General features: G+C 57.9%; 24 protein-coding genes, 3 tRNA genes and 1 pseudogene. 17 read left to right on the top strand and 11 right to left on the bottom strand.

From position 1 onward, the window contains the following. The first annotated feature begins 22 nt into the window (after positions 1–22). Positions 23–1,534: an MFS transporter gene (locus D8U61_RS06085; protein WP_241663604.1), complete on the top strand. Its 1,512-nt coding sequence runs from the start codon at positions 23–25 to the stop codon at positions 1,532–1,534. 1 nt (position 1,535) lies between these two features. On the opposite strand, the gene D8U61_RS06090 is transcribed toward D8U61_RS06085, so the two are convergent. Then, complete coding sequence (locus D8U61_RS06090; RefSeq protein WP_122704478.1) at positions 1,536–2,396, bottom strand: LysR family transcriptional regulator; 861 nt, start codon at positions 2,394–2,396, stop codon at positions 1,536–1,538. Positions 2,397–2,514: 118 nt separating this feature from the next. On the opposite strand from D8U61_RS06090, the gene D8U61_RS06095 reads away from it, so the two are divergent. The 4 genes from D8U61_RS06095 to D8U61_RS06110 all read left to right on the top strand — a co-directional run bounded on the left by D8U61_RS06095 (position 2,515) and on the right by D8U61_RS06110 (position 5,058). After that, positions 2,515–3,366, top strand: a complete 852-nt coding sequence (locus D8U61_RS06095) for an NAD(P)-dependent oxidoreductase (RefSeq protein WP_125916126.1) — start codon at positions 2,515–2,517, stop codon at positions 3,364–3,366. A 34-nt stretch (positions 3,367–3,400) separates the two neighbouring features. Next, a complete protein-coding gene (locus D8U61_RS06100) occupies positions 3,401–3,733 on the top strand; it encodes a chorismate mutase (RefSeq protein ID WP_042609810.1) in 333 nt (110 codons plus the stop codon). 46 nt (positions 3,734–3,779) lie between these two features. Beyond that, positions 3,780–4,433 carry a hypothetical protein gene (locus tag D8U61_RS06105; RefSeq protein WP_110599395.1) on the top strand — a complete coding sequence of 218 codons (654 nt, stop codon included), beginning with the start codon at positions 3,780–3,782 and terminating at the stop codon, positions 4,431–4,433. Positions 4,434–4,665: 232 nt separating this feature from the next. Continuing rightward, positions 4,666–5,058, top strand: coding sequence for a RidA family protein (locus tag D8U61_RS06110; protein WP_009049394.1), 393 nt, complete (start codon positions 4,666–4,668; stop codon positions 5,056–5,058). Between the two features lie 191 nt (positions 5,059–5,249). Here the strand turns inward: D8U61_RS06110 and D8U61_RS06115 are convergent. Together D8U61_RS06115 and D8U61_RS06120 are read right to left on the bottom strand one after the other, a co-directional pair. Then, positions 5,250–5,851, bottom strand: a pseudogene (locus tag D8U61_RS06115) (terminase small subunit). A 317-nt stretch (positions 5,852–6,168) separates the two neighbouring features. Next, positions 6,169–6,501 (bottom strand): phage holin family protein, encoded by a 333-nt coding sequence (locus D8U61_RS06120; RefSeq protein ID WP_110599393.1) that lies wholly within the window; start codon positions 6,499–6,501, stop codon positions 6,169–6,171. A 515-nt stretch (positions 6,502–7,016) separates the two neighbouring features. On the opposite strand from D8U61_RS06120, the gene D8U61_RS06125 reads away from it, so the two are divergent. The 4 genes from D8U61_RS06125 to D8U61_RS06140 are packed head-to-tail and all read left to right on the top strand — an operon-like array spanning position 7,017 to position 9,102. Beyond that, the gene (locus D8U61_RS06125; RefSeq protein WP_093101815.1) at positions 7,017–7,382 is read left to right on the top strand and encodes a pyocin activator PrtN family protein; all 366 of its coding nucleotides are present in this window, start codon (positions 7,017–7,019) and stop codon (positions 7,380–7,382) included. An 11-nt stretch (positions 7,383–7,393) separates the two neighbouring features. After that, entirely contained in the window at positions 7,394–7,867 is a 474-nt protein-coding gene (locus tag D8U61_RS06130; RefSeq protein WP_125926810.1) for a hypothetical protein, read from the top strand. Further along, complete coding sequence (locus D8U61_RS06135; RefSeq protein ID WP_093101817.1) at positions 7,864–8,070, top strand: DUF4224 domain-containing protein; 207 nt, start codon at positions 7,864–7,866, stop codon at positions 8,068–8,070. The genes D8U61_RS06130 and D8U61_RS06135 overlap by 4 nt, the downstream gene beginning before the upstream one ends. After that, complete coding sequence (locus D8U61_RS06140; protein ID WP_130926594.1) at positions 8,071–9,102, top strand: tyrosine-type recombinase/integrase; 1,032 nt, start codon at positions 8,071–8,073, stop codon at positions 9,100–9,102. It abuts the gene before it with no gap. A 93-nt stretch (positions 9,103–9,195) separates the two neighbouring features. Here D8U61_RS06140 and D8U61_RS06145 read toward each other — a convergent pair. Continuing rightward, positions 9,196–9,282, bottom strand: a tRNA-Leu gene (locus D8U61_RS06145). A gap of 488 nt (positions 9,283–9,770) precedes the next feature. Here D8U61_RS06145 and D8U61_RS06150 point away from each other — a divergent pair. Continuing rightward, positions 9,771–10,310 (top strand): GAF domain-containing protein, encoded by a 540-nt coding sequence (locus D8U61_RS06150; RefSeq protein WP_016774514.1) that lies wholly within the window; start codon positions 9,771–9,773, stop codon positions 10,308–10,310. An 82-nt stretch (positions 10,311–10,392) separates the two neighbouring features. On the opposite strand, the gene D8U61_RS06155 is transcribed toward D8U61_RS06150, so the two are convergent. From D8U61_RS06155 to D8U61_RS06180, 6 genes are all read right to left on the bottom strand, one after another. Next, positions 10,393–10,466 (bottom strand) — tRNA-Cys (locus D8U61_RS06155). Between the two features lie 46 nt (positions 10,467–10,512). Beyond that, a tRNA-Gly gene (locus D8U61_RS06160) sits at positions 10,513–10,588 on the bottom strand. Between the two features lie 60 nt (positions 10,589–10,648). Further along, positions 10,649–11,209, bottom strand: coding sequence for a CDP-diacylglycerol--glycerol-3-phosphate 3-phosphatidyltransferase (gene pgsA / locus D8U61_RS06165; protein ID WP_016774513.1), 561 nt, complete (start codon positions 11,207–11,209; stop codon positions 10,649–10,651). 32 nt (positions 11,210–11,241) lie between these two features. Beyond that, positions 11,242–13,065 carry an excinuclease ABC subunit UvrC gene (uvrC, locus tag D8U61_RS06170; RefSeq protein ID WP_024012762.1) on the bottom strand — a complete coding sequence of 608 codons (1,824 nt, stop codon included), beginning with the start codon at positions 13,063–13,065 and terminating at the stop codon, positions 11,242–11,244. Between the two features lie 2 nt (positions 13,066–13,067). After that, positions 13,068–13,709: a UvrY/SirA/GacA family response regulator transcription factor gene (gene uvrY, locus D8U61_RS06175; RefSeq protein ID WP_024012761.1), complete on the bottom strand. Its 642-nt coding sequence runs from the start codon at positions 13,707–13,709 to the stop codon at positions 13,068–13,070. A 127-nt stretch (positions 13,710–13,836) separates the two neighbouring features. After that, the gene (locus D8U61_RS06180) at positions 13,837–14,280 is read right to left on the bottom strand and encodes a GNAT family N-acetyltransferase (RefSeq protein ID WP_122699220.1); all 444 of its coding nucleotides are present in this window, start codon (positions 14,278–14,280) and stop codon (positions 13,837–13,839) included. Positions 14,281–14,883: 603 nt separating this feature from the next. Between D8U61_RS06180 and D8U61_RS06185 the strand changes: the two genes are divergently transcribed. Continuing rightward, positions 14,884–15,957 (top strand): 3-deoxy-7-phosphoheptulonate synthase, encoded by a 1,074-nt coding sequence (locus D8U61_RS06185; RefSeq protein WP_071172273.1) that lies wholly within the window; start codon positions 14,884–14,886, stop codon positions 15,955–15,957. Between the two features lie 17 nt (positions 15,958–15,974). On the opposite strand, the gene D8U61_RS06190 is transcribed toward D8U61_RS06185, so the two are convergent. Beyond that, the gene (locus D8U61_RS06190) at positions 15,975–17,087 is read right to left on the bottom strand and encodes a hypothetical protein (protein ID WP_130926595.1); all 1,113 of its coding nucleotides are present in this window, start codon (positions 17,085–17,087) and stop codon (positions 15,975–15,977) included. 334 nt (positions 17,088–17,421) lie between these two features. On the opposite strand from D8U61_RS06190, the gene D8U61_RS06195 reads away from it, so the two are divergent. The 6 genes from D8U61_RS06195 to D8U61_RS06220 all read left to right on the top strand — a co-directional run bounded on the left by D8U61_RS06195 (position 17,422) and on the right by D8U61_RS06220 (position 24,335). Further along, the gene (locus tag D8U61_RS06195) at positions 17,422–18,291 is read left to right on the top strand and encodes a triacylglycerol lipase (RefSeq protein ID WP_051600704.1); all 870 of its coding nucleotides are present in this window, start codon (positions 17,422–17,424) and stop codon (positions 18,289–18,291) included. A 95-nt stretch (positions 18,292–18,386) separates the two neighbouring features. Then, complete coding sequence (locus tag D8U61_RS06200) at positions 18,387–18,668, top strand: peptidylprolyl isomerase (RefSeq protein WP_016774509.1); 282 nt, start codon at positions 18,387–18,389, stop codon at positions 18,666–18,668. A gap of 131 nt (positions 18,669–18,799) precedes the next feature. Then, positions 18,800–20,668, top strand: coding sequence for an extracellular solute-binding protein (locus D8U61_RS06205; protein ID WP_125926814.1), 1,869 nt, complete (start codon positions 18,800–18,802; stop codon positions 20,666–20,668). Beyond that, positions 20,668–21,729, top strand: coding sequence for a microcin C ABC transporter permease YejB (locus tag D8U61_RS06210; protein ID WP_125926815.1), 1,062 nt, complete (start codon positions 20,668–20,670; stop codon positions 21,727–21,729). Before D8U61_RS06205 ends, D8U61_RS06210 begins: the two co-directional genes overlap by 1 nt. Continuing rightward, positions 21,729–22,751 carry an ABC transporter permease gene (locus D8U61_RS06215; RefSeq protein WP_122610514.1) on the top strand — a complete coding sequence of 341 codons (1,023 nt, stop codon included), beginning with the start codon at positions 21,729–21,731 and terminating at the stop codon, positions 22,749–22,751. Before D8U61_RS06210 ends, D8U61_RS06215 begins: the two co-directional genes overlap by 1 nt. Before the next feature lie 9 nt (positions 22,752–22,760). Beyond that, the gene (locus D8U61_RS06220; RefSeq protein WP_073474724.1) at positions 22,761–24,335 is read left to right on the top strand and encodes an ABC transporter ATP-binding protein; all 1,575 of its coding nucleotides are present in this window, start codon (positions 22,761–22,763) and stop codon (positions 24,333–24,335) included. Positions 24,336–24,366: the final 31 nt, after the last annotated feature.

Raw genomic sequence — 24,366 nt, forward strand, 5'->3', positions numbered from 1 at the left:
TTGAAGTCAGCTTATTCAAAGCATGACTCGCAATCGAAAATATTCTGGAGCCGAAGGGTTTCAGAAAGGAGACCTTATGCCTGAGAAAATAGTAGCCCTTCCGGAACAGCGGCGCTGGCTGATGTTCGCCATCCTGTTGGTCGGTGCATTCTTGCCGCCGCTGGATTTCTTCATCGTGAACGTAGCGCTGCCTTCGATTCAGCAATCGCTGGGCACGGCCTCCTCTGCCGAACAGTTGATCATCTCTTCTTACGCGGCGCTGTATGCCGTGACACTGATCACCGGCGGAAGGCTTGGCGACATCTTTGGCCGCATGAGAATGTTCTTCGTTGGCCTGATTGGCTTTGCCGTCGCCTCACTGATCTGCGGTGTCGCCGAGTCACCCTGGGTGTTGATCGCCGGACGCTCGCTGCAAGGCGTGACGGCCGCTGTCATGGCGCCGCAGGCACTCGCTTCAGTGCAGGCGATATTCCCTGAGTCGGAAAAACCCTTGGCGTTGAGCCTGTACGGTGCGGTGTTTGGTTTGGCGTCGGTAGTCGGCCAGGCACTTGGCGGGATTCTGATCTCGCTCAACCTGATGAACCTGGGCTGGCGGTCGATATTTCTGGTGAATCTACCGATTGCGTTGCTGGTCATTCTGATCGCCATCCCCGTGGTCAAGGAAACCCGCGCACCCCAGACCAGCAAGCTGGATCTGGGTGGAACGCTGTTGTCGATGGTGACGCTTGCGGCGCTGATCGTTCCACTGATCGAGGGACGTGAAGCGGGCTGGCCGTGGTGGGCCTGGCTGTCGCTGGCGGCGGTGCCACTGCTGGCCTGGCTGTTCTGGCGCTACGAAGCCCGCTTGTATCAAGCGCAAGGCGCGCCGTTGCTGAACCCTGCTGCACTGCGTGCGCCCGGGCTGGGCCGGGCATTGCTGGTGGCGCTGACTTTTTACGCGATCGGCGTGTTCTTCCTGCTGTTTTCCATCTATTTACAGGGAGCGCTGCATACGAGCCCGCTCAGTGCAGGTCTGGTCTTTCTGTCATTCGGCGCTGGTTTCTTGCTGGGGCCGCTCGCCACCCATCTATTCCGGCGTTTGCTGGGGTCTTATGTGAATCCCTTCGGAATGGCACTCGAAGTGCTGGGGTTCGTGCTATTGGCCTGGCTCGTGGCGCACACGCCAACCGCCGTCACGCCCTCTGCGCTGTCCCTTGCCGTGATTCTCTTTCTGATCGGTTTCGGACAAGGACTGGCCCTTCCGACATTGATGCGCATGATCACTGGACGCGTGGCACCGGCGTATTCCGGCATGATTGCGGGCATCACCAGTTCCACACTGCAAATCAGCACGGCACTGAGCGTAGCGATCATCGGTGGCATTTTTTACACGCTTCTGGGCAAGGACACGGACGCGGCGGCCATCACCCACGCCTTCACCGTCGCCATACTGTGCATCGCTGCGTGTCTGGTGGTAGGCGCAGGACTGAGTCTGAGTCTGGCGCGCCAATCTGCTGCAGAGCTGCAAACGGCGGCCATGCAGCCGGCAGAGTGAATCAACCGCCTGCCTGAGTGCCAATCATGACGGAGGCCAGGTCGGCAAGCGCGCGCAGACTGTCCATCTGGCGCATGTCCTGGTGGTAGCCCATCCAAATGTCGCGGCCTGGTGGCGGTTCATCTGAATCGATCAGACGCAGCGCCGTCAACTGGTCGCCCAAAGCGCGGGGCAATACCGCGACGCCCTGCCCCTGCGCACACATTTGCGCCTGGACTGTGCGGCTGCTACTGGTAAACACGGTACGCGCCAGAGGGTAACGCTGCTGCAGCCACTGCACATCGGGATAATGAGACTGGGCAACACTCATGGTGATCAGACCCAGCCCGGCGCCCTGTGGCTCAGGGTCAGCAGATCCAACGGCTGCGTATAACCCGTAAGTCAGGGAGATCAGCTTGCGGTGCACGATATCGGGTTCGGTGAACGGAACGATTCGAAACGCGATGTCGGCGTCGCGGCGAGCCAGATCAAACAATCGATGCCCGGCAATGACCTCGGGCACGATCAATGGATAACGCCGGCCCAGTTCACTCAGCACCGGGGCCAGCACATAACAGGCGAACCAGTCAGCGCAGGAAATGCGCAGCACACCTTCGGGCTGTGCACTGTCCCCCGCGAGGCGCCTTTCGATGGCCAACGCACTTTGCTCCATTTCCTGCGCGAGGCTGAGGAGCTTCTCGCCGCTGTCGGTCAACACGAGACCTTGGTTGGTACGCAGGAAAACGGGTTGGCCACTGAACTGTTCCAGCACCTGCAAGCGCCGCCCCACGGTCGGATGGCTGACCCCCAACAGCTTGGCGGCAGCCCCTAATGACCCGCTGCGGGCAATCGCGAGAAAGACCCGCACATCACTCCAGTCCATGCTCCGCCCCCGTACAAAAATGAACAGTGAGAGTGCAGCAATGGCAGTGCCGTAGCAATCCCGTGCCCGACATACTTGTCTGCATTCACCGTCGTCGAATACCAACCGGAGACTGCAAATGAAGATTGGTTTTATCGGAGTGGGATGCATGGGCAGAGCCATCATTCCACTGCTCGTCCGCGCTGGCCATCACGTCTCGGCATGGAACCGCAGTCAGGCGGCGATCAAGGATCTCGAAGGCATCAGCGTTATCGAATCGCCGGCCTCGGCGTTCCAGCAAGAGGTGGTCATCACTCTTCTGGCCGATGATGCCGCTGTCAGGCAAGTACTGCTCGCCAGCGCTGTTCTGGAAACTGCAGACAAAGCTTGCGTGCATGTCGTGATGTCGACCTTGTCGCCTTCGCTGATGTTGGAGTTGCAGCGCGAACATGAAGCCGTCGGCATGCCATTGATCGCGGCGCCGGTCTTCGGCGTGCCCGCCGTGGCGGCCAAGGGCGAGTTGAATATCCTGGCGGCCGGATCGCAGGCCGCTGTCTCGACCGTCCAACCGCTGTTCGACCTGCTCGGGAAAAAAACCTGGTATCTGGGCGACCAACCTGAACAGGCCTGTATCGCGAAAATCGCCGGCAACATGATGATCACCCAAGCCATCCAGTCGCTGGGCGAAGCCAGCGGACTCGTTCAACGCCACGGACTGAGCCCTTCGATTTTCATCAAGCTCATGACCCAGACCCTGTTCGCCTGCCCCAGTTATCAACGTTATGGGCAGAACATCGTCAGCAGCAATTTTGAACCGGGATTCAAACTGTCGCTTGGCCTCAAGGATATGAATCTGGCGATCGATGCGGGTCGTCTCAAGGGGCTGGAGTTGCCAGCGGCGGATGCCGTGCGATTGAAAATGACATCGGCGGTAGCCAGGGGAGATGGCGACAAGGACTGGTCGGTTTTTGCTCAGCAGACGAATCATTGAGAAGCTCTTTCGAACACCTGTCACGAGGTCATTCATGGAAAACTCCGACATCGCGCGTCAACTCTCAACATTCAGGAAAACAATCGACAATATCGACGCCGCCCTCATCCACCTGCTCGCGGAACGGTTTCGCTGTACCGATGAGGTCGGATTGCTCAAGGCCCGATATCAGTTGCCTGCGGTAGACGAGGCCAGAGAGCAGCAGCAATACCAGCGTCTGGCAGCACTTGCTCAGGAGGCCGAGCTGGATACGGCCATCGTGCAGAGGCTGATGCAGTTGGTCATTGGCGAAGTGGTCGAGCGCCACAGGCAGATCGCCGCCAGGCATGCCCCGGCACCCGCCAATAACCCTGACCCTCGGGCCTGACCCCGGCGCCACTTATCGAAGCAATCAGACAAACGAGCAGAACCGCATGAAATGGCCAACGATCGAGCAAATTCGCAGCTTCACCGATTTACCCTATGGCTACAGTTGGGATTACCTGAAACGTGAGGAGATCAATGTCGCGACAGATTTTTTCCGGACATGGTTTCCCTCCATTTCGGTGGGGTTGGCAAGCCCGTTTCTGGACCAGCAGTTCTACGCAGACAACGTGGTGCTCGAAGACGATCCGGATCGAGGCATATTCGCTACCGTCGTCCGCCAGAACGATGAGATTGTCGCTATCGCCACGTGGGAAAAAATTGACGGTGCTGACGTTATTTTCGGGCGGGTCGGCGCGGTAGCCAAACCGCACAGACAAGCCAGACTGGCCGTTGCGGCCCAGGACCTGGGAGAAAAAATCGGCACGTTCATGGGCGCGGGGCTGATCTATGGCATGGCAACAACCCGCACGCCGTATATGCAACAAGCACTGGAGCAAGCCGGTTACAAAGCGGTAGGGATAATGCCTGGCCTGGACCGGGAAGAAACAGCACCTGGAATCGTGCGCAGGGTTTACGAAGTCATCTACGTAAAACGGCTCGCACCACACGCCGACTTTCTCATTCCTGCCGGTCATAACCTTACCCCTACAGTCGCGCGACTTTACGCAGATATATTTCAAGGTGATGACGACACGAACTGACGAGCCAGCCTAGCAGCGAACCAACCATCGAAATGCTTCTGATCAGTAACGCTACCGGCTCGCGCCTTTTGCATCGATCGAGGTAGCCACATTAGGTAATGAGTTCAAAAAGACTCAGCAGCGGCTAAAAGCACCTGTGGGGTTGATTAATAGATGAGAAGTGAACTGAGTGGACGCGGCTCTGGCCCCTGAGTTAGCTTTCGTAACCGTTCTAACTTGGGGCTCCGCAATCATGACTGACCGTCAGATCATTGTTCCAGATGGCATGAGATTGATCTACGAGCGCGCGGGTTATGCACCAGCAGTAAAGGTAGGAAAAACTCTCTACTGCGCGGGTCAGGTAGGCAGGACGCCGGAATTATCCGTCATTGAAGAACCTGAGCAGCAGTTTTTAGCTGCATGGGACAATCTCCGGATCGTCTTGGAGGCAGGTGGCTGTAAATTTGAAGATGTCGTAGAAATGACAACTTACCACGTCGACATGCACCGTCACATGCCAATTTTCAGACGCGTAAAGGATAAAGTATTTCCGAGAAGCACTTGTGCATGGACCTGCATTGGTGTCAGTGAATTAGCTCGACCTGGCCTTCTCGTGGAGATCAAGTGCGTCGCAGTAGAGCGATAACCCTCTGACAAGAACCTGCATATCCAGGTCTTAAAATGGGTGACTACGCATGCGGTGGTAGATTCAAAATTACACTTGCCTGCTGCATCGGTAGGCGCGTGATAACACTTTACGCCGACGGCTAATACTGACTGGAAGCAGGCGCCAATCAATTCCGATGCGAGCAGAAAAATGCCTATCAGCGGATATCCTTAGCACTCGCTAAACGCAAATCCAAAGTCATCGCTTGACACTTGTGCCGCTTCGTTAAGTCGTTGGCGCAGCGCAGCCGTTAGCTGCCTCTCCACCACCCACGGATCCGACAGCGCGGCGAGTTGTGGCGCCAATTGCGGCGACAGGCTCATTAGCGAATGATTAAGCGATCGCGCCGTTTCAAAAGCGGCTTTCTGCACAAAGCTGATTTCCACCAGCTCCCCCTGCGCCTTGCGAAACTCCATCTCAGCCATCCGCGCCAAGTAGTGCTCGCGATGTGCACGCGCTTTCTGAAAGTCCGGGGACTGCCCTTGCGCGGGATCAACGGGCGGCGGTGCAGCCATGTTGGTCGGTTCGGATTGTGTAGCGACGTGGCTGTACACATTACGCTGAAGCCGCTCCTGTTGGTGGCGAGCAGCGACGGCAGCCTTGCTCGGGTCAGCGGTATCGCGGATCAATGCTTCGGTGGCCAGAACGTCGACCTGCTTGCCATTGGGGACAGGACCAGTCGACCGTTTTCCTTCAGCCAGGTGATGTAACTCGGTGAGCGGCCGATGTGTGCGGCGAAGGCGCTCTTGGATAGGTACGTGGCTGCGGTCATAAGCCCTCCTTTTCAGCGGCTTTTCAATGAATGCTTTCAAGATTTCAGTGGATTGAAATTTCAGTAAGCTGGTGGGCCTCCCACTAACAAGATCCCGCGGGTTTCCGACCCCGTGTCCTTTGGAAGTCCCCAGGGTCCCCGGCGGTTTTCCGCCCGGTCCGGTCGCTCGACTGCCATGCCCTGCCCCCATCCCTTTGGAAAGACGGACATCCCTGCAAAGGTTTCAGCTAGAGAGATCTCGCGAGTTCGATAACCCGTGTAGGGGGCGGCCCTCGGGGAGGACCCGTGAAATCTGCGCCCTACCCGGCCTGCCCGGCTCATGCCTTCGGCTCGGCCTCGCTCAGGTCGAGCCGCTTGGCGACCCAGCGTTCGTACAACCCGATGGCGACGTCCGCGCCGGCCATCGCTGTTAGGCAACCCAAGGCGCCCGCCGTCCAGATCGACAGGCCCGCGCCGAACAACAACATCATCGCCGACACCCCGCAAACGATGCAGGCACCGGACCGAAGTGCTAGCCGGCGCAATAACGCGCAGCCTCGCGCCCCATCCTTGTCAGCGCGCCACATCTCACCGGATACACCGCCAACCAATGACAGGGCAATCACCATCCAGATCGGCATCTCTGCCAGTGCCTGTTGCTCGTTCGTCATTGCCCTACCCCTTAAACAAAAAGACCCGGCGCATTGGCCGGGTCAGGTGGTGGGTGGTCTGCCGCGCTTTGCGGTCGCACCCATCGAAGATGGCCCCTTTTTACAGGTCGATTCTGGTGGCAGCAAGACCGTTTTAATGCCACCCGGTGAATGTGTGGCTTACGCCCGGTGAACGGCTGGCGAATGTCGGTGAATATCTATCCCGGCTGTCTTTTGCTTTTCTGGCGTCCCACGCGTCCCACCTCTCTAAAACTAGGTGGGACGTCCGAAAGCCCCGCAGATTGGGGCTTTGCCCCACCGTCCTACTTTTAACTCTCCTTTCTCGTGTATAGAGAGAATATTTAAAAACACGCGTGCGCGTGAACACGCGCATTGATGCCCGCTACGCATACACGGGGAGCGCAACGCCGCGCTCCTCGAAGTGCCCGAACATCTGCGCGAGCTGACCAGACGCCACTGCCTGAATGCCTGGAATCACCCGGCACGACAACAACGCAAGGAGGCTAGACAAGGCCATGAGTAACGCTGCACAGAATCCGCTTCGCCTGCATCCGGCGCCCGAATCGGCCACCGTCGAACTGCTCTATCGAATCTTCGGTGACGTCCTGATCCCGCTAGAAAAAGTCCGCGAGCAGTACTTTCGCAATCTCAACGAGCAGTCGTTCGTGACGGAGATCAACAGCGGCCGGATCCAGCTTCCCATAACCACGCTGGACACAAGCCGCAAGGCGTTGAAGTACGCGCACATCCGCCATGTTGCCTCGCTGATCGACATCCGCGCCTACAAGGCTGATGAAGATATGCAGCGACAGCAGGACGGCCAACGCCAAACGGCCCCCACACCACTGACGGCTGTCACCACCAGCCAACGACAACCCTAGGAGCACACCACATGATGACCCCAATACAAATCGGTGCACTGCTCATCCTGATAGCTCTGGCCGCCCTGCTGCTCTGGGGCGGTTACATCATAGGCCGCAGCGATGGCCTGGAGACCGGCCTGCGCGAGGGTGAAGACATCCAGCGCGCCGCAAGCGCCAAAACCATCCGCGAGCTTCGAGCCTCCCTGCAGTTCATCCGGGCCGATCACACTCGCTTGGCACAAACCTGCAAACGACTTGAAGCAGCCCCCCTCTTCTGCCCGGCCGAGCACCAGACGCTGGTCGCCATCGGCGAGTTGCTGCGGATCGCCGCCGAAACCTTCAGCGCCTTTCGTACCGGCACGAAGCTCGAGCGTGATGCCCGATCGATGCGCGAACAGGCACTTGCAATGGCTGCGCAGCTGCAACCAGGAATCGAGGGCAGCAAAGTCGCACAGCAAGCGCATTCGAAGCGCTCTGTATTTCCTAGCAAGGAGGCAGCATGAACATTCAATTTCTTAGCCATGAGCAGGTCTGCGAGTTGACTGGAGCCAAAACTAAAGCCGGTCAGATTACTGTACTGAAGCGTAATGGCATTCGTCACACCATCAAGCGCAATGGCTGGCCCTGCGTGATTGCCTCGGCGCTAACAGGGGTAACTACAAACGCACCAGAAGTTCCGACGTGGCAGCCACGCTTGGTGGGATAAATGGGACGAAGACCAACAAAGCCGGGAAGCATTCCTCGCCTACGCGAGAGAAAACGCGGCAACACCACCTACTACCTTTATGACACTGGCGGGAAACCACGCAAGGAAATCCCGCTGGGTACAGATTACGGCCTAGCCATCTTGGAGTACGCAAAGCTCGAAAAAAGCCGCGTTTCTCAAGCTCTGACACAAACCGTACTTACCTTTGCATACGTGGCCGAGCTTTATATGAATGAGGTGGTACCCACGAAAGCCCATGCCACCCAGAAGGACAACGCGCGCGAACTGAAAAATCTTCTCCTGTTCTTCAACGACCCACCGGCCCCTCTAGAAGCAATCGAACCGAAACATGTCAGCCAGTACCTTCGTCATCGCGGTAAGGCAGCTCCTATTCGTGCAAATCGGGAAAAAGCGTTACTCAGCTCCATTTGGAACTTCGCTCGCGAGAACGGCTACACATCCTTGGCAAATCCGTGCTCAGGCGTGAAGGGTAATAAAGAAACCGGTCGCGACATATATGTTGAAGACGACGTCCTTGCCCGAGCCTACCAGCATGCCGATCAACCATTAAGAGATGCTTTGGACCTGTTCTATCTAACAGGTCAGAGGGTCGCTGACACATTGAAGATGGATGAGCGCGACATAAAGGACGGAAAGCTCTCCGTCCAGCAAGGCAAAACTGGGGCTAAACGAAGGATCGAAATCATTGGTGAGCTCAAAGTCGTAATAGATCGAATCATGGCGCGAAAGACCGGACAGAAAATCAGATCAACACGCCTGGTAGTAATCGACTCTGGGCAGCCGATGACGACCAGCATGCTCAGAAAAAGGTTCGATGACGCCAGGGAAGCAGCCGGGATTCCAAAAGCAGAATTTCAGATGCGCGACCTACGAGCAAAAGCGGCCACGGATAAAGAGGTGTCAACAGGGAACATCAGAGAAGCTCGAGACCAACTTGGGCACACCACCGTAGGGATGACAGAACAGTACATCCGTATGCGGAAGGGCATGAAGGTCACCCCTACGAGGTGACTAACGGTCACGAATTGCGGAAAAGATTTTTTGATTGCGGAAAAAAGAACTAAGGGCTTGCATGAGGTATGTCATGCAAGCCCTTCATATTCATGGTGCCCGAAGCCGGAATCGAACCGGCACGCCCTTACGAGCGGGGGATTTTAAGTCCCATGCGTCTACCAGTTTCGCCATTCGGGCGGTAGCGCGGTGTTGCTTTGCTCAGCCTTGCGGTTGCGATCCTGACAGGATGGCCGCTTGAAAAGCCGAGCGGGGAATATATACATCACGTCCCGGTGAAGCAAGTTTGGAGTGCGCGATTTGAGAACTAAATATCGCTGACCGAGGAAAATCAAAAAGCCCCAGAAATCAGGGAGCTACGGAGTTTGCTTGAAGTAGAGGCCGAAGTTAGTGGCAAATCGCAGCAACCAGACTGGAAATTGGGGCGATAAACACAAAAAGATTCAGATGCTCACCATCACCGTAGCTGCACGGGTGACAGATGTTTCATCGATTGAGATTATGAGCAGGCAACCCAGGACTGGACGGGATGTCTACGCTAAAGGATGGCGCCGAAATCAATAATCAAAGGGTAATCAGCACGCCCCCCCTTCAACCACGATCACGCCTCACAGAACGTCACCAGAGCAGTGCTCAGGGATGTACAAGCAATCAGGAGATTTGATTCCATGCAAATGAGTGACACCGTTCTAAAAGCGTCTTTAAGCCAAGAGGAGCGCTCGGCGATCGCCGAGATCGAAGCGACCACCAATATCCTGCAACTTGTCACCCGTCTGACCGGTACACGCTTTGCCGGCATCGCAAAATTCACTGAAACAGAGTGGATCGTTTGTTCGGCGTACGATCCGATTGAACTGGGAATAAATGTTGGCGATACGCTGGATCTGGAAACCACCCTTTGCAGTGAGTTTCGACGAAACCCTCAAGCCCTGTTCCTTCCACAAATCAGCCAGGATGGACGACTTTCGTCACGTCCTGTGGTGAAGCAGTATTCAATTGAAAGCTACGCAGGCGCGCCTGTTTTTCTGCCGGACGGGAGACTCTGGGGTGCCTTATGTGCTCTGGACTCAAGGGCTGTTCTGTTTGACAACCCCGATCTTGCAGAGACATTGACGCTGTTCGCGCGGCTCATTGGCTGCATCTTTTTCTCGAATCTGACTGTGGAAGGTGCCAGCCACATTCAGACCGGATCGTGCTTGACTGATTGACCCTCCGCAAACATGTGAACACCACTTTTTTCGCAGACAACAAAAAACCCCGTAGATCATTGATCTACGGGGTTTTTGATAGTGGAGGCCGAGGTCGGAATCGAACCGGCGTAGGTGGATTTGCAATCCACTGCATAACCATTTTGCTACTCGGCCTCAAAGTATTTGCTGTCAGTAGCGCAACAACAAACACTGTACAAATTGGAGCGGGAAACGAGACTCGAACTCGCGACCCCGACCTTGGCAAGGTCGTGCTCTACCAACTGAGCTATTCCCGCTTGGTGTGGCGCATTCTATAGAATTAAGATGCCCCGTCAACCCCTTGATTCAAAAAACTTTTATTTCTTTTCGACATCGGTCTTCAGGTGCGGCCAGGCGGCGCGAAGGTATTGAACCATCGACCACAGGGTCAGCCCTGCCGATACGATCAGCAGCGTATAACCGAGCACGACCCAGAAGCTGAATGCCTTTGGATGAGCCAGCAGAATCACCAGCGCGAGCATCTGCGCAGCGGTTTTCCATTTGCCCAGATTGGAAACGGCCACCTGCGCTCGTGCGCCGAGTTCGGCCATCCATTCGCGCAGGGCCGAAATCACGATCTCGCGACCGATGATGACCGCCGCTGGCAGCGTCAGCCAAAGATTGCCGTGTTCCTGCACCAGCAGGACCAGGGCAACAGCGACCATCAGCTTGTCGGCGACCGGATCGAGGAAGGCACCGAACGGTGTGCTTTGCTCCAATCGGCGCGCCAGATAACCATCGAGCCAGTCGGTTGCAGCCGCGAAGGCGAACACCGAAGCGGAGGCCATGTAACTCCACTCGTAGGGCAGGTAGAACAGCAAAATAAAGATCGGGATGAGCAGGACGCGTAGAACGGTAATCAGATTAGGGATATTCATCGGCACAACTGGCTACGAGGTGAAGGGGCATTCTACTCACTATGCAGGTTCGCATAAATCGACTCAGCGAGCTTTTTACTGATCCCCGGGGCTTTGGCGATCTCTTCGATGCTTGCACGAGACAGCTCCTGCAATCCACCAAAATGTTTCAACAGGTCACGGCGGCGGGTCGGCCCTACCCCTGCCACGCCTTCCAGCGTTGAGGTTCGGCGGGTCTTGCCGCGACGAGCGCGATGCCCCGTAATTGCGAAGCGGTGCGCCTCATCGCGGATCTGCTGAATCAGGTGCAAGGCGGGTGAATCGCCGCGCAAGGTGAACTCGTGGGCTGCATCATTCAGATACAACGTTTCGAAACCGGCCTTGCGCGTGGCGCCTTTGGCGACGCCCAACAGGATCAGATCCGGCACGGCCAATTCGTTGAGCACATCACGGGCCATCGACAATTGACCCTTGCCACCGTCGACCAGCAGGATGTCCGGCAACTTGCCTTCGCCGTCCTTGAGTTTGCTGAACCGGCGGGTCAGCGCCTGGTGCATGGCCGCATAATCGTCGCCGGCGGTGACGCCTTCGATGTTGTAGCGGCGATAATCCGACTTGATCGCGCCTTCCGGCCCGAACACCACGCAAGAGGCCACCGTGGCTTCGCCGCTGGAATGACTGATGTCGTAGCATTCCAGGCGTTGCGGCGGTTCATCCAGATTCAGCACTTCGGCCAGCGCGTCGAATCGCGCGGCGGTGTGCTGACGGTTGGCCAGACGCGCGCCCAACGCTTGCTCAGCGTTGGTCACGGCCAGTTGCTGCCAGCGCGCACGGGTACCGCGCACCCGATGACTGATGGCCAACTCACGGCCGCGCAATGTGTGAATCCCTTCGATCAACGCCGGGAAGTCTTCGTGAACCACGTTGACGATCAGTTCGCTCGGCAGATCGCGTTCGGGGCTACTGATGTAGTACTGACCGAGGAATGCTGCCATGACCTCGGAAACGTCTTCCTCGATGCCGACCTGCGGGAAGAAATTCTTGCTGCCGAGCACGCGCCCGCCGCGCACGCTGATCAGGTGGACACAGGCGCCGCCTGGGTTGACGAATGCGGCAATAACGTCGATATCGCCGGTTCCGCCTTCCATGCTTTGCTGGTCCTGCACCCGACGCAGCAAGGCAATCTGGTCGCGCAATTCGGCCGCGCGTTCGAATTCGAGATTGATCGCTGCCTCTTCCATCGCGGTGGACAGCTCATTAGTCAGCGCGTGGCTGCGACCTTCGAGGAACATCACCGAGTGGCGCACGTCTTCGGCGTAGACGTCAGGCTCGACCAAACCCACGCATGGTGCCTTGCAGCGTTTGATCTGGTATTGCAGGCACGGACGGGTGCGGTTCTTGTAATAGCTGTCTTCGCACTGACGGACGAAAAAGGTCTTTTGCAGAATGCTCAGGCTTTCACGTATGGCGCCGGCACTCGGATAGGGGCCGAAATACTTGCCCTTGGCCTTTTTTGCGCCGCGATGGATGCTCAGGCGCGGAAACTGTCCGTCGGAGAGAAACACGTACGGATAGGATTTATCGTCGCGCAGCAGGATGTTGTACGGCGGGCGCCACTCCTTGATCAGCGTCTGTTCCAGCAGCAGCGCTTCGGTTTCGTTGGCGGTGATGGTCGTCTCGACCTGAGCGATACGCCCGACCAGTGCAGCCGTTTTCGGCGCCAGCCCGGTCTTGCGAAAGTAGCTCGCCAGACGTTTCTTCAGGTTTTTCGCCTTGCCGACATACAGCAGGCGCGCCTCGCTGTCGAACATGCGATAGACGCCCGGGCGACCGCTGACGGTCGACAGGAAAGCACTGGAATCAAATGTCTCGGTCATGGTCAGGCGCTGGCATCCACCATGCCGTGACGCACCGCGAGCAGTGTCAGCTCGACGTCGCTGCTGATCGAAAGCTTCTCGAAAATGCGGTAGCGGTAGGTGTTCACGGTTTTCGGCGACAGGCACAACTTGTCGGAAATGATCTGGACTTTCTGGCAGCCGACAATCATCAAGGCAATCTGGATTTCCCGCTCCGACAAGGCATCGAACGGCGAATCATTGGTTGGCTGGAATGATTTGATCGCCAACTGCTGAGCAATCTGCGGACTGATGTAACGCTGCCCGGCGAAAACCAGCCGAATGGCCTGAACCATTTCCGGCAGACCCGCCCCCTTGGTCAGGTAACCGGCGGCGCCGGCCTGCAGCAAACGCGTCGGGAAAGGGTCTTCCTCGCACACCGTAACGGCAACCACCTTGATGTCCGGGTGGCTGCGCAGCAGTTTTCGTGTGGCTTCGAGGCCGCCGATGCCGGGCATCTTGACGTCCATGAGCACTACGTCAGGCTTCAATTCACGGGCTTTGATCAGGGACTCTTCACCTGACTCGGCCTGACCCACCACCTGCAGGCCATCGATATCGGCCAGCATCCGTGTAATGCCTGTACGAACGAGATCATGGTCGTCGACCACTAGCACCCTAATCAAGCAGACACCTCGCGATATGGTCTTATTGGGATGCCGGACACCTTAGCAAAAAGTGCCAGACAGACCTAGCGGAAAGCCGCATTTAAAAAGTTTCAATTCGTCATTCAGGGCTTGCCGGCTGTGGGTTTCAGAGCACAGCTGTACTCAAATCGAGCTGCATTCTGAGGAAACACTCATCCCTGCCCACGATGTGCAGTCCTTTAGATGCATACAGTTTTTGCGCCGGGTTATTGTCAAACACTGTCAGCCGCAGTGCCGGTCGCCTTGCCTGCCGAGCCATCTCGACCACCTGATCAATGGCCCAGGACCCGGCGCCCTGCCCTTGCCACGGATGATCAATCTGCAATTCGCGTATGTACAGCGCTCGGGCATCCTGGCTCAGACTGACAAAGCCGATCAGCAGTTCATCCTGAAGGATCATCCAGTTCTCACGATGCTGCCAGCCTGCGTCGAATGCCTCGTCCTGCCACAACAGATCGTGGTCAATGTAATAACGCAGCATGTTGCGACAGGTCAGGTCCCGCGCAAAAGCAAGATCATCATGGGTGGCATGCCGAATTCGATAACTCATTCAGCTCTCTCCAATCGTAAAAATGTACTTTAACCAGATCGTTTGCCAGTGATAGCCGTTTCGCTCGGCACGCAATAGCATTTTCTGATTGCTGAGGCGTATCAGCGTCGAGTAAGCTCGGCGCATCCCTCGGAGACAGACCATGTTCAACGCCCCTTCACAGTCTTGCATCGCCAGCGCCTCGCGCTCGATTGCGGCTGCGTGGGTGAACGACGCCTGCGCTCCAGACAACTTTTATTTTGGGTATTGGTTTAGCCACTGGCGCGCCTGATACCCAAACGGCGCCCATGATAACGGGTCGCCTACCAGAGATTTCTCAACCCCCGGTCGGCCTCCCGACCGGGGGTTTTGTTTTTTCAGGCCCATCACTTTCAGCGACACACCACACTTCGAGGATTCCCCCATGAACTACGCCACTTATTACCGTTACGACAGCTTTAGCGCCTGGCGATTTACCAGCCTCCGCTCGGGACAGCCTGCCGCCTCCGATCGGTCACCTACCGGTGGCAAACACACACGCCTAGCCCGTACGGCCATTTGTCGAACACCCCAGTAGGGCCGAGTGCGCGGGAAAAACCCGCCATCCGCCCAGGAAGACCGAACATGAACTCTTCAGTTTCCGCTTTGCCGCTGTCCACTCTCGACTCTGCCAACGAAGCGCTGACCCTGCGTCTGCCCAGTTCATTGCAGCTCAAACAGCAATTACCGCTCAGCCACTCCTTGCATCAGCAGGTCAATGCCCATCGCCAGGCGGTGCGCGCCATCCTCGACGGTGAAGACCCGCGCCTGCTGGTCATCGTTGGCCCCTGCTCTATCCATGATCCGCAGTCGGCAATCGAATACGCCAGCAAACTCGCTCGCCTGGCCGAAGATGTCAGCGGTGAAATGCTGCTGGTCATGCGTGCCTACGTCGAAAAGCCGCGAACGACGATCGGCTGGAAAGGTCTGGCCTACGATCCGCATCTGGACGGCACTGACGATATGGCTGCCGGTCTGACGCTGTCGCGCGAACTGATGCTGGAAATGATCCGGCTCGGACTACCGGTCGCTACCGAACTCCTGCAACCCATGGCCGCCAACTACTTTGATGACCTGCTGAGCTGGGTGGCCATTGGTGCCCGCACCACCGAATCGCAAATCCACCGCGAAATGGCCAGCGGCCTGAACATGCCGGTGGGCTTCAAGAACGGCACCGACGGCGGCGCCGCCGTTGCTGTCGACGCCATGCGCTCGGCAGCCCATCCGCATCGGCACTTCGGCGTCGACAGCCAAGGGCATCCGGCGATCGTGCAGACAGCCGGCAACGCTGACACCCACATCGTGCTGCGCGGTGGCCATCAAGGGCCGAACTACGATGCAACCAGCGTGGCCAACATCAGCGCCGAGCTCAGCAGACTGAAGATCCCCAGCCGGATCATGGTCGATTGCAGCCATGCCAACAGCGGCAAGGATCCACTGCGCCAGCCAGCAGTCTTCAATGACGTCCTTGAACAACGCCTGCGGGGAAACCACTCGCTGATCGGCATGATGCTGGAATCTCACCTGTTCGAAGGCTGCCAGCCGCTGAGCAGCTCTCTGCGCTACGGCGTATCGATCACCGACGGCTGCCTCGGCTTCGATGCAACTGAGCGATTGCTGACCGATGCCGCACGACGCGTCGCGCAAGCCGAACGTTGATCGAACCGCCCTCCCGCTCATTCAAAGCGCGGAGGGCCGGCATTCACTGGCAAAGCCTCCACGCTGATTTGCCTAACGGGGGATTGCTGACTGACATCGTCCAGACGCTCCACGGTGTAGGCGATCTGCACCGTTGTGCCGTGATGTTCACGCCAGAACCGGTGAGGGACAATGAAACACACCGCTTGACCAGCCGTCTCCCGCGTAATTTCAAGATCATCCCGGTGACTGAAGAACTCACCGTCACACTTGAGATAGACCAACTCATCCTCTTGCACCTGCGCCCCTTCGATGAGAACGGAAACGCCGTCGACCGAATCCTTCAGTGACAACACGTTTTCAACTGCCTCGACGACATCCGGCGCAGGCAATTGCGCACGCACTGCAGGCCCTAGGAAAACCGTGGCAGGCTCGGACGCTCGAACCGTTCCACAGCGTTGTTCGACACGGTAGGCGACGACCACTTCACCACCTCGGTGAGCTTCGATGTAGCTACCCGGCACCCAGAACGACAGGCATTGCGCGACGGAGTAGGCCTCCACGTTCAATGAGTCGGTAAAGATCTCGGGCGAGGTATCGCCGTGCCAGGACAACATCACCCGATCGCCCGCCGACATCCTCGCGTAAGGCTGCAGAGTCACCAGGGTGCCCTCGGCCACTCGCGATGGCTCCAGCGCTCCGTTTACCGAGCCTTCGATCTGTGGCGCCAACAATTGCGTGCGCATATCGCCCACAGACAGTTGCAGGCGTGCAGATTCCACTGCCTTGGGCGCGGACGCACTTTGCAGTGTCCAGTAAACCTCCAGCGAGCCTCCATCCAGCGCAGCCACATGCATGGCCTTGATGACGAAGATTACGTCCCTGCCGACCTGAGCCTGGCTGATGAATCGAACACTCTCGTATTGATAGGTGAAGCCTTCGATATCCAGCCCCTCCCAATACAGCATCAACTGATCGCCGCAGCTCATGTTGGCATAAGGAGAAATGCGAACGATGGCTTTGACCACTGAAGGATCCAACACGCTCCCACTGAGCCCGTCAATCATCGGCGCGACAAGAGTTTCGATGGACACTTCGGCAACCATCGGCTGACGCATCCGCCAGCAAAACTCGACTTCATGGCTATTCATTTTCGTTTCCACTCCCTGGAAAACGTGCCGCCCCGAATGGCGACACTGACATCTACATTGAGGACTTCTTCGAATGTTCTTGATGTCAGCCGAATACACCGCAACGACGGCGCAAGCGCTACTCGCAAGGTAGGCAACCGGGGCGTTCGCGCTGTTATGCCGACAAACGACCCACTGAACTTCCGATTCGGATTTCACAGCTCTCCGAAATTTCGTACGCCTCGTAGTCCATTTTCAAACACAACGCGAAGCCTCTTCGTACTTCCTCAGCGACAGGGGTGTTTTAGAGTGGCTCGGTGATTTCCCGATGAACTTCTACGAAAAAGGTAAGAACATGCAACGGAATGCTACAACTCGTTATCCCATCCTGTTGGTCCACGGTCTGTTCGGGTTCGAGCGTATCGGTCATTTCGAGCTGTTCCATGACGTCAAATCCGCGCTGAAAGCGGCTGGCTGTCGATTGTTTGTTCCACACCTTTCGGCCACCCATGACAATGAAATGCGGGGTGAGCAATTGCTGTCACAGATGGCCTGCGTGCTGCGAGGCACAGGCGCGAAGAAAGTCAACCTTATAGGACACAGTCAAGGTGCACTCGCTGCACGCTATGCGGCAGCGCTTGCACCAAACGTCGTCGCTTCAGTCACCTCCGTCAGTGGTCCGAACCATGGTTCGGAGCTCGCCGACTTCCTGCGCAAGGCACTGGTCCCGGGCAAGCTGCCGGAGGTCGTTGCACAAAACGTGGCGACGCAATTTGCCGATTTGTTGTCGCTGCTCAGTGGCAGCGTGGCACTGCCACAGAATGCAGTGGCCGCACTCAACGCACTGACCACCGTCGGCGTCGGTCAATTCAATGACAAATTCCCACAAGGCCTGCCACACACCTGGGGCGGTCACGGCCCGGAGCAAGTCAACGGCGTGCGTTACTACTCGTGGAGCGGGGTTGTTGCGCAATCCAGGCTGCCGGCGCTGGATCCGGTTCAAGCAACCTGCCGCGTCCTGTCGCAGTATTTCACCACCGAACCCCAGCAGAATGACGGCTTCGTCGGACGCTTCAGTAGCCATCTCGGCCAAGTGATCCGCTCTGATTATCCAATGGATCACCTGGCTAGTTTGCGGCGCAGCCCGGAAGTAACCGCGTCTTCGCCGGACCCTATCGAGCTGTACGTCGAGCATGCCCGGCGCCTGCGTGCGGCGGATCTTTGAGTAGAGTCAGGGAATCAGAATGGAACTTTGCCGAGAATTCACCGACTGATTCCGGTACGCTCCACCTTTTATTGAAACAGTTCGGAGAATTCCCCATGGCCAAAGCCACTGCCCGCCACATCCTGGTTTCCAGCGAAGACAAGTGCAACGAACTCAAGGCTCAGATCGAAGCCGGCGCCGATTTTGCTGAAGTCGCCAAAGCCAACTCCAGCTGCCCATCCAGCCGTCAGGGCGGTGACCTGGGTTCGTTCGGTCCTGGCCAGATGGTCAAGGAATTCGACACCGTGGTGTTCAGCGCGCCGATCAACGTCGTGCAAGGCCCGGTGAAGACCCAGTTCGGTTACCACCTGCTGGAAGTCACCAGCCGTCAGGACTGATTCGTCGTCCTGTTGCTGACAACGGCCCACCCTTTGGTGGGCCGTTGTGTTTCGGTTACATATACGGCTGGCGAGTGGCGCGCCGCTCGCGTACAACTTGCGCTTATCGATTTTGCGTTCCAAGGCTGACGATGCGACTGGTTTTCCCCACACTGATGCTCACCGCCCTCGCCCTGCTCACGGGTGCCGCCGGTGCGACCGCTGCCCCGCAACACGCACTGACCGTTTACGGCGAACCGGCCAAATACCCCGCCGGCTTCGGCCATTTCGACTACACCAATCCGCAGGCGCCGAAGGGTGGGACGATGCGGCGCTCGGCAATCGAAATCGGCCACTTCGATCATCTGCTGCCCTATATAGACAAAGGCATCGGCGTGACGCAGATCGACGGCCTGCTGTATTCGCCGCTGGCCCAGCGCTCGCTGGATGAGCCCTACACGGTGTACGGTCTGGTGGCGGAGAAAATGGAACGCTCGGACGACGGTCTGTCGCTGCGCTTCTTCATCAATCCGAAGGCGCGTTTTGCCGATGGCAAACCGATCACCGCCGAGGACGTTCGCTACACCTACAACCTGCTGATGACCCAGGGCAGCCTGCGTTATCGCACCCAGTTTGCCGACGTCAAAGGCGTCGAGATCGAGGCGCCGCTGACCGTGCGCTTCGACTTCAAAAGCAACGAAAACCGCACCCTGCCCCTGGATATCGCGACCCTGCCGGTGTTCCCCGAACACTGGTGGAAGAGTCGCGATTTCGCCGGCGGCGGTGGTTATGAGCCGCCGCTGGGCAGCGGGCCGTACCGGGTCGGCAAGGTCGACTCCGGGCGCAGCATCACTTTCGAACGCAATGGCGACTGGTGGGGCAAGGACCTGCCGGTCAGTCGTGGCCTGTACAACTTCGACCATTTCAGTATCGAGTATTTCGGCGACACCGATGTCGCCCGTCAGGTGCTGCGTGGCGGTGCCTATGACTACAACCGCGAGTTTTCCGCGACCGGCTATTCGATCGGCTACGACAGTCCCGCCCTCAGCGATGGCCGTTTACAGAAGGCCCACCTCGCCACTGAAGCGCCGCAATCGGCCCAGGGTTTCGTGTTCAATCTGCAAAAGCCGATGTTCCAGGACCGCCGGGTACGCCAGGCGCTGGCGATGCTCTGGGACTTCGAATGGAGCAACCGGCAGATGATGCGCAACGTCTATATCCGCCAGCAGAGCTACTTTTCCAATACCGATCTCGCCGCCCGGCAGTTGCCCGACGCTCAAGAGCTGAAGATTCTCGAACCGCTGCGCGGTCAGGTGCCTGAGGAAGTGTTCAGTAAAGTCTTCGAGGCGCCGAAGACCGACGGCAGCGGCATCATCCGTGACAAGCAGTTGCAAGCCCTGCAACTGCTCGAGCAGGCCGGCTGGAAACCGGATGGCGATCAACTGGTCAACGGCGCCGGCGAGCCGCTGAGCTTCACTTTTCTGGTCAGCCAGAACGGCATGGACCGCCTGCTGTTGCCCTACAAGCGCACGCTGAAGCAGATCGGCATCGAGCTGAATATCCGTCGCATCGACGCCTCGCAATACGTCAATCGCCTGATGAGTCGCGACTACGACATGATCGTCACCGGCTACCCCGTTACCACTTCTCCGGGCGGTGAGTTGCTCAACTATTTCGGCTCGGCAGCGGCCAACGATCCGGGCGCGAACAATTACATGGTGTTGAAAAACCCGGCGGTCGACACCTTGATCAACGGCCTGATCCGCGCCTCTACTCAGTCGGACATGCTGCATTACGCCCATGCGCTGGACCGGGTGCTGCAATGGAATTACTACTGGATTCCCAACTATTACCCGCCGGGCACTTCGACCGTGTGGTGGAACCGCTTCGGCATTCCCACGGTGCAGGCGAGCAATGACGAAGCCATCGAGAGCTGGTGGGAAATCAGCCGCACGCCACTGACCAATCAGCAGATGACCGCCGAGAAAATCAGTCGCGGCAGACCCGGAGGGCCGCACTGATGTGGGGTTACATACTGCGGCGCCTGCTGCTGATCATTCCGACGCTCGTGATCATCCTGCTGGTCAATTTCGTCATCATCCAAGCCGCGCCCGGCGGACCAGTGGAACAAGCCATCGCCCATCTGCAAGGCATTGGCGGCGCCAGTGTCGGCGGCGGAGCCGGCGAGACATCGAGCAACGCTTCGCGCGCCAGCCGTGGCCTCGATCCGCAATTGATCAAGGACATTGAAAAACAGTACGGCTTCGACAAACCGGCCCACGAGCGCCTGTGGCTGATGCTGAAGAATTACGCGCAATTGGACTTCGGCAAGAGCTTCTTCCGTGGTGCAACAGTCACCGACCTGATTCTGGAAAAGATGCCGGTGACCATTTCGCTCGGATTGTGGGCGACGCTGATCACCTATCTGGTGTCGATCCCGCTGGGCATCCGCAAGGCTGTGCACCACGGCAGCCATTTCGACATCTGGAGCAGCACGGCGATCATCATCGGTTACGCCATGCCGGCGTTTCTGTTCGCGATGTTCCTGATCGTGGTATTCGCCGGCGGTACTTCGTTGAACTGGTTTCCGGTGCGCGGACTGGTTTCGGACAACTTCGAATCGCTATCGACCCTGGGCAAGATCGCCGATTACTTATGGCATCTGGTGCTGCCGGTCACCGCGCTGGTGATCGGTGGATTCGCGACCTTGACGATCCTTACAAAAAACTCGTTCCTCAATGAAATCACCCGACAGTATGTAGTAACGGCTCGCGCCAAAGGCTTGAGCGAACGCCGCGTGCTGTACGGACACGTGTTTCGCAACGCCATGCTGTTGGTGGTCTCGGGGATACCTCAGGCGTTCATCAGTGTGTTTTTCGCCGGCTCGCTGCTGATCGAAGTGATCTTCTCCCTCGATGGCCTTGGGCGCATGAGTTACGAAGCAGCGGTATCGCGGGACTATCCAGTGGTGTTCGGTTCGCTGTTCATCTTCACCCTGTTCGGCCTGCTGATAAAACTGATCGGCGACCTCTGCTACACCCTGGTCGACCCGCGTATCGACTTTGCCGCGAGGAATGCCTGATGTTCAAGCTCTCGCCTTTGGGTCGTCGCCGTTTCGAACGCTTCAAGAAAAACCGTCGTGGCTGGTGGTCGCTGTGGCTGTTCATCGGCCTGTTCCTGCTGACGCTGGGTGGCGAATTGATCGCCAACGACAAACCGTTGATGGTCAGTTATCAGGGCCAATGGTACTTCCCGGTGTTCAAGCGCCATACCGAACAGGAGTTCGGCGGGCAACTGCCGTTCCAGGCCGATTACCGCAGCGATTACGTGCAGAATCTGATTCGCAAGGACGGCGGCTGGTTGCTGTTCCCGCCGATTCCGTTCAGCGACGACACGCCCAACTATGACCTGAACAAACCGGCGCCGAGTCCGCCGACTTCGGTCAATTGGCTGGGCACCGACGATCAGGCGCGCGATGTGCTGGCGCGGGTCATCTTTGGTGCTCGGGTATCGATTCTGTTTGCCCTGATGCTGACTTTCGTCAGCGCGCTGATCGGCATCGCCGCCGGCGCATTGCAGGGGTATTACGGTGGCTGGGTCGACCTGCTCGGACAGCGCGTGCTGGAAGTCTGGTCGGGGCTGCCAGTGTTGTATCTACTGATCATCCTTTCCGGGTTCGTAGAGCCGAATTTCTGGTGGCTGCTGGGGATCATGGCGCTGTTTTCCTGGTTGGCGCTGGTGGACGTGGTGCGCGCCGAGTTCCTGCGCGGGCGCAATCTGGAATACGTCAAAGCCGCACGCGCCCTGGGCCTGACTGACCGCAAGGTGATCTTCCGGCACATCCTGCCCAACGCAATGAACGCGACGCTCAGCTACCTGCCGTTCATTCTGACCGGCGCCATTTCAACGCTGACCGCGCTGGATTTCCTCGGCTTCGGCATGCCGGCCGGCAGTGCCTCGCTGGGCGAACTGATCGGTCAGGGCAAGCAGAACCTGCAAGCGCCGTGGCTCGGGTTGACCGCGTTCTTTACCCTGGCGTTGATCCTTTCGTTATTGGTATTCATCGGCGAAGCGTTGCGCGACGCTTTTGACCCTCGATCCTGAAGCGTGACCATGACAGAAAACCTGATTGAAATCCGCAACCTCAATGTCGCCTTCCATGGCCAGACCGTGGTGCGTGACCTGTGCCTGGATATCCGCCCCGGTGAGTGCCTGGCACTGGTGGGCGAATCGGGCTCGGGGAAATCGGTGACCGCGCATTCGATCCTGCAACTGTTACCTGAGAGCGAGGCGCAAACCCGTGGCAGCATCCGCTATCGCGGGCAAGAATTGCTCGGTGCTGATCCGAAGGTCTTGCGAGAACTGCGCGGCAATCGCATCGCCATGATCTTTCAGGAGCCGATGACTTCGCTCAATCCGTTGCACACCATCGAAAAACAGATTGGCGAAACCCTGTTGCTGCACCGCGGCCTCGGCGGCAAGCAAGCCCAGCAGCGCATTCTCGAATTGCTCGGACTGGTCGGTATTCAGAAGCCCAAGGAGCGTTTGAAAGCCTATCCGCATCAGCTCTCTGGCGGGCAACGGCAACGGGTGATGATCGCGATGGCCCTGGCCTGCGAACCGGAGTTGTTGATTGCCGACGAGCCGACCACGGCGCTGGATGTCACCGTGCAGCGCAAGATTCTCTTGCTGCTCAAGTCCCTGCAACAGCGGCTCGGCATGTCGCTGCTGCTGATCAGTCACGATCTCAATCTGGTTCGCAGCATCGCGCAGCGGGTGTGCGTGATGAAGGCTGGCGAGATCGTCGAGCAGGCGCCCTGTGAAACCCTGTTTACCGAACCCAAACACCCTTACAGCTGCGTGCTGTTGAACGCAGAGCCGGAAGGTGAAGCCCTGCCCCGTGACGAACGCGAAAATGTGCTGGAGGTCGCTGATCTGCGCGTCGATTTCCAGGTCGGCGGCGGGCTGTTCAGGCGCAAGCAGTATCTGCGCGCTGTCGATGGCATCAGTCTGAATATTCAGCGCGGCAAGACCTTGGGCATAGTTGGCGAATCCGGTTCAGGCAAGTCGACGCTGGGTCAGGCGATCCTGCGCTTGCTGGATTCCGAGGGCAGCATTCGCTTTCAGGGCGAAGCGCTGGATGGCCTCAATCAAAAGCAATTGCGGCCGTGGCGGCGGCAGATGCAGGTGGTGTTTCAGGATCCGTTTGGCAGCCTCAGCCCGCGCATGTCGGTGGCACAGATCATCAGCGAAGGTCTCGAAGTGCATTGCGAGTCGACCGCTAATGAATGTGATGAGCAAGTGATTCGCGTGCTCAAGGAAGTCGGCCTCGACCCGGAAAGCCGCCATCGCTACCCGCATGAATTTTCCGGCGGCCAACGCCAGCGCATCGCCATCGCCCGGGCCTTGGTGCTGAAACCGGCGCTGATCCTGCTCGATGAACCGACCTCGGCCCTCGACCGCACCGTACAGAAACAAGTGGTCGCCCTGCTCCGTGATTTGCAGGAAAAATACGGTTTGACCTACCTGTTTATCAGCCATGATCTGGCGGTGGTGCGCGCGTTGGCACACGACATGATCGTGATCAAGGACGGTCAGGTGGTCGAGCGTGGTGCCAGTCACGACGTGTTTGACAACCCGCAGCATCCCTACACCAAAGAGCTGTTGGCGGCGGCGCATCCGGGGTAGGTTTTTTCTGCTAATTCGCGGCGCGGCATTC

The sequence above is a fragment of the Pseudomonas sp. Sample_14 genome (assembly GCF_004307515.1).
GTDB classification, from domain to species: Bacteria; Pseudomonadota; Gammaproteobacteria; order Pseudomonadales; family Pseudomonadaceae; genus Aquipseudomonas; species Aquipseudomonas atacamensis.